This window comes from Streptomyces murinus, from assembly GCF_002154555.1.
Lineage (GTDB): Bacteria > Actinomycetota > Actinomycetes > Streptomycetales > Streptomycetaceae > Streptomyces > Streptomyces murinus.
On record NZ_MUNF01000234.1, the window covers coordinates 1 to 5,013 of the forward strand.

Here is a 5,013-nt window from a genome sequence, read left to right on the forward strand (position 1 = left end):
AGCGGTCCTCCTCACCGGTGACCTTGCCGGTGGCGACCTCGTCCAGCAGCTCCTTGGCGCCGTTGGCCATGGACGTCGGGGTGATCTCGGCCTTGCCGACCCGCCGCTGCCAGTCCTTGAGGTCGCTCACCAGCTGGTCGGCGAGGGCCTTCTCCTCGGCGCCGATCTTCTTGTCGGCCCACAGGGCCTTCTCCAGCCGGTGCCAGCCGGTCCACTTCTGGCCCTTCTCCAGGCCGTCGGCGCGGGTGTCGGTCTTCGGGTCGATGTCACCGAAGGACTCCGCGACCGGCTCGGTGCGCTCCCAGCCCAGACGCGAGGGGGCGTACGCCTTCTTGGCGGCGGCGAGGTCGCCGGCCTTGATCGCGTCGGCGAACTTCTGGGCGAGCGGCACGGTGGCGTCGGCCTGGTCCTGCGCGTACTGCCGGTACTCGGCGACCGCCTGGTCCAGCTTCGGGTCCCGCTTCGCCGCCGCCGAGCCACCGGTGACGGTGAGCTTCTGCCGGACGCCGTGGCCCTTCATACCGGGGCGGCAGGCTATCTCGTACGACCCCGCCTTCACCTCGGCGGTCAGCGTGTACTTGGTGCCCGGGCCGATGTTCTCCTTCTCGGAGACGATCCGGTCGTCCGGGAACAGGATCTCCACCTCGGTGGCCTTGGCGCCCTTGTTCTCTATCTTCAGGGTGACCTGGCCCGCCGGGACCGACGTGGCGGAGGTGTCGCACGTCGAGTCCGCGGCGGTGACCTGGATGGCGTCGCCGTCCTTGGCCTCGCTCTTGGCGGTGCAGGCCGAGAGGGCGGTCAGTGCGGCCGCGGTGACGGCGGCGATGACGGTCGGACGGACGGCACGCATGCGGACTCCCTGACGATCCAGTGTGGTGAGGCTGCCCTAACTTACCTGAGCCTTACCCTTCTCATACCCTCCGGGTGCGTGATCCGGATCTCACGCCATACGGCGCGGACCGACGACGACGCCGGTGCCGCGGGGATGGGGGAACACCTCCACCGGGTGCTCGTACACCTCGGACAGCAGGGGCTCGGTGAACACCTCCGCCGGTGGTCCCGCCGCCGCGACCCGGCCGCCGCGCAGGACGACCGCCCGGTGCGCGTAGGCCGCCGCGAGCGCCAGATCGTGCAGCACGACCACTACCGCGTCCCCGGCCCGCGCCCGCTCCCGGCACAGCCGCAGCACCGCCTCCTGGTGCTTGAGGTCGAGCGCGGCGGTCGGCTCGTCGAGCAGCAGCAGCGGGGCGCGCTGGGCCAGCACCCGGGCCAGCGCGACCCGGGCCCGCTCGCCGCCGCTGAGCGCGCCGAACGGCCGCCCGGCGAAGCCGGTGACCTCGGTCGCCGCCATCGCCTGAGCGACGGCGAGGTCGTCCTCGGCGGGCGAGGCCGCGTGCGGCGCCCGGCCCATCCGCACGACCTCCGCCACGCTGAACGGGAAGGCCAGCGCCGCCGACTGCGGCAACACCGCCCGGCGCAGCGCGAGTTCGGCCGCCGTCCACCCGGCGACCGGCCGCCCGTGCAGTCGTACGACACCCCCGGCGGCCGGGACATCCCCCGCGAGCGCGCCCAACAGGGTCGACTTTCCCGCCCCGTTGGGCCCGACGAGCGCCAGCACCTCACCGGCCCGGGCGTCCACGTCGACCCCCTTGAGCACCGGCCCGGCGCCCAGCCGTACCTGAAGGCCCTCGGCCTCGGCGAGCACCTCACCAGGGGCGGGCGGAGCGGGCGGGGCGGGAAGGCGGCGCAGCCGTGTCCGGGCCCGGTCGAACAGGGCGCTCATGCCCAACCCCCTTGCCTGCGCCGGGTCCTGCGCAGCAGCAGGAAGAAGAACGGGCTGCCGATCAGGGCGGTCAGTACGCCGAGGGGCAGCTCGGCCGGGGCGGCGGCGGTGCGCGCGACCAGATCGGCGGCGAGCAGCACCAGCGCGCCGAGCAGGGCGCTGCCCGGCACCAGGAAGCGGTGGCCGGGACCCGCCATCATCCGCAGCAGATGCGGGACGACCAGGCCGACGAAGCCGATGATCCCCGCGACACTGACCGCCGCCGCCGTCAGCAGCGCGATCACCAGGACCAGGACGAGGCGCAGCCGCTCCACGTCCACGCCCAGATGCCGGGCCGGGCGTTCGCCGAGCGCCAGCAGGTCCAGCCGGCGCGCGTACAGCGGCGCGACGCCGAGGCCGAGCAGCGCGCAGGGCAGCACCGCGAGCACCTTCGGCCAGGTCGCCTGGGACAGCGAGCCGAGCTGCCAGAAGGTGATCTGGTTCACGGCGGCGGTGTCCGCGAAGAAGAGGAACAGACCGATCAGCGCGCCCCCGAAGGCGTTCACCGCGATCCCGGTGAGGATCAGCGTCACCACCTCGGTACGGCCGCCGGAGCGGGACATGGCGTAGACGAGCAGCACCGTGCCGAGACCGGAGCAGAAGGCGAGGACCGGCACGGTCCACATCCCGAGGAAGTCCAGGCCGAACGCGATCGCGGCGACCGCGCCCACCGCCGCGCCCGAGGAGACGCCGATGACACCCGGTTCGGCGAGCGGATTGCCGAACACGCCCTGCATCAGCGCCCCCGCGCAGCCCAGCGAGGCGCCGACCAGCAGCGCCAGCACGATCCGCGGGAACCGCACGTTCCACAGCACCGACTCGGCGACCTGGTCCAGTGCCGTCCCGCCGAGGTGCGCCCGGTGCAGCACCGAGCCGATTACGTCGGCGACCGGGATCGGGTAGGCGCCGAGGCCCCCGGCCAGCGGCACCAGGACCAGCAGGGCGAGGATCAGGGCGGCGGTCAGCAGCCAGGCGGTACCGCGCCGGGCGGGCGCCGGGGCGGGCGCCGTACGCTCGGCCGGTTTGTCGAGCACGGTCACTTGTCCCCGCCCCCGTAGAGCTGGCGCACCACGGTCGCCAGCACCTGGTCGGTGCGCGGCCCGTAGTTCAGCAGCACCCCGTCCTCGACGGAGACGACCCTGCGGTGCATCCCGGCCGGTGTCTCGGCGACTCCCGGGATCTTCACCAGGCCGTCGACGCCGCCCACGGACTCAAGTCCCTTGGTCATCACGAGGATCGCGTCCGGCGCGGCCTTGGCGAGCGCCTCGGCGGTGATGGCGGTGAAGTCCTTGGTCAGCCCGGACGCGGCTCCGGCGTCCACCGCTCCGGCGGCTTCGAGCAGCGAGGTCGCGCCCGAGTTCCTGCCGCCGATGAGATAGACGGAGGCCGAGCCGCGCAGATAGAGGAAAGCGACCCGGGGCTTGTCCTTGTGCGCCGGAATCTCCTTGCGCACGGCGGCGATCCGTGCCTCCGAGCGCTGGGCCAGCTCCTTCCCGGCGGCCGGGACGCCCAGGGCACGGGCCACGGTCTCGATGCGCGGGCCCACATCGGACAGTCCCTTGGCCGGGGCGACGACGAGCACCGGGACCCCGGCCGCGCGGATCTGGTCGACGGCCTCCCCGGGCCCGGACGTCGTCTCGGCGATGACCAGATCGGGTTTCAGGGACAGCACGCTCTCGGCGGAGACATCGTGGTTGCGGGTGACGACCGGGAGCTTCGCCGCCTGCTGGAAGGTGGCGGTGATGTCCCGTGCCACGACCCGCTCGCCCAGCCCGAGGGTGAACACGATCTCGCTGAGGCTGCCGGACAGCGGCACGATCCGGCGCGCCTCGCGCACGGTCACCTTCCGCCCGTCGGCCGAGGCGACCGTGACCGGCAGCCGCGGCACCGGGGTGTCCTTCAGCGGCTCCACCCGGTCGGCCGCGGCGGCCGCCGGGGCCTGCGCGGCGGCCTTCGGGGAGCCTCCGCATCCGGTGGCGCCCGCGAGGAGTACGGCCAAGGACATCAGTGTCCCCGCCAGTTGTGTGCGGAACCGTCTCACGGCCTCGTCCCGTTCCCTTCGGTCGACATCTTGATCCCCCGGGCGAAGTTTAGGTTAGCCTTACCTTAGTTCGCTACCGGCCGTCGTTTCCGGAGGATTCCCATGCCCGCGCGCCTTCGTGCCCTGGTCACCGTGGTGTGCACGGCCGTCCTGGGAGCCCTGCTGCTCCCGGCCGGTACCGCGCACGCCGCGAGCCGTACCGTGCAAGGGGGACGGCTCGACTGGGGAGTGAAATCCTCCTTCCAGAGCTATGTCACCGGGCCCATCGCGCACGGCGGTTACTCCCTCACCGGGGGCGCCGGCACCGTGGGCAGCAGCCAGTTCCGCTTCCCCTCGGCGACCGGCAGCTACGACGGCGACACCGGGAGACTCGGCGCCTCCTTCGCCGGCGGGGTCCGCTTCGTCGGCCACCGCGCGAGCGACGGCGGCTACCAGCTCGACCTCACCCTCAGCCGTCCCACCGTCCGGATCTCCGGCAGCACCGGCACGCTCTATCTGGACGTCACCGGCAAGGCGAAGGGCACCGGGGCGGTCACGGCGTCCACACAGGTGCCCTTCGCCTCCCTCTCGCTGCGCGGCATCGACATGCGCGGCGCGGGCGGCGAGGTCGTCCTGAACAACGTGCCCGCCACCCTCACCGCCCAGGGCGCCACGTCCTTCGCCGGGTACTACACGGCCGGCACCGCGCTGGACCCGGTGAGCCTCGCGGTCGACGTCGAGCCCGCCGGCTCGCCTTCGCCCACCCCGTCCAAGACCGCCGGGCACAAGAAGCCCACCGCACCCGGCGCCCTCGTGGACGGCGCCGTCGACTGGGGCGTGCGCCGCACCTTCCGCGAGTACGTCACCGGCGACATCGCCCAGGGCGCGTGGAAGCTCACCGACGGCGCCCGCGACGGCGGTGCCCTCTTCCGCTTCACGGGCGGTCAGGGCACGTACTCCAAGGGCGAGTTGACCGCCCGCTTCCGGGGCGCGATCCGCTTCACCGGCAAGCACGATCTGGACCTGCGCTTCAGTGCGATCCAGGTCGCCGTCCGCGACGGCAAGGGCACCCTCTACGCCGATGTCAGCACGGCGGACGCCACCAGCAAGAAGGTTCCTCTTGTGACCTTCACCGCCAAGGACTTCACCCCGGTGAAGGTCACAAGAGGAA

General features: G+C 72.8%; 5 protein-coding genes. 1 reads left to right on the top strand and 4 read right to left on the bottom strand.

The genetic code is table 11. The features are described 5' to 3' along the window. From efeO to CCN72_RS15745, 4 genes are all read right to left on the bottom strand, one after another. Window positions 1-850: iron uptake system protein EfeO (gene efeO, locus CCN72_RS15730; protein WP_086808053.1), on the bottom strand; the 850-nt coding region annotated here is incomplete at its 3' end. Between the two features lie 90 nt (window positions 851-940). Then, the gene (locus CCN72_RS15735) at window positions 941-1,783 is read right to left on the bottom strand and encodes a heme ABC transporter ATP-binding protein (RefSeq protein WP_086808054.1); all 843 of its coding nucleotides are present in this window, start codon (window positions 1,781-1,783) and stop codon (window positions 941-943) included. Continuing rightward, complete coding sequence (locus tag CCN72_RS15740) at window positions 1,780-2,862, bottom strand: FecCD family ABC transporter permease (protein ID WP_086808055.1); 1,083 nt, start codon at window positions 2,860-2,862, stop codon at window positions 1,780-1,782. The genes CCN72_RS15735 and CCN72_RS15740 overlap by 4 nt, the downstream gene beginning before the upstream one ends. After that, window positions 2,859-3,827: a heme/hemin ABC transporter substrate-binding protein gene (locus CCN72_RS15745; RefSeq protein WP_167408682.1), complete on the bottom strand. Its 969-nt coding sequence runs from the start codon at window positions 3,825-3,827 to the stop codon at window positions 2,859-2,861. The genes CCN72_RS15740 and CCN72_RS15745 overlap by 4 nt, the downstream gene beginning before the upstream one ends. Window positions 3,828-3,965: 138 nt before the next feature. On the opposite strand from CCN72_RS15745, the gene CCN72_RS15750 reads away from it, so the two are divergent. After that, on the top strand, window positions 3,966-5,013 hold a 1,048-nt coding region (locus CCN72_RS15750; RefSeq protein WP_086808057.1), incomplete at its 3' end, for an HtaA domain-containing protein.

What these genes read in the sequence shown, in the direction of transcription:
- CCN72_RS15735 (WP_086808054.1), bottom strand. Translation starts at nt 1,783, where the DNA reads ATGAGCGCCCTGTTCGACCGGGCCCGGACACGGCTGCGCCGCCTTCCC.
- CCN72_RS15745 (WP_167408682.1), bottom strand. Translation starts at nt 3,827, where the DNA reads ATGTCCTTGGCCGTACTCCTCGCGGGCGCCACCGGATGCGGAGGCTCC.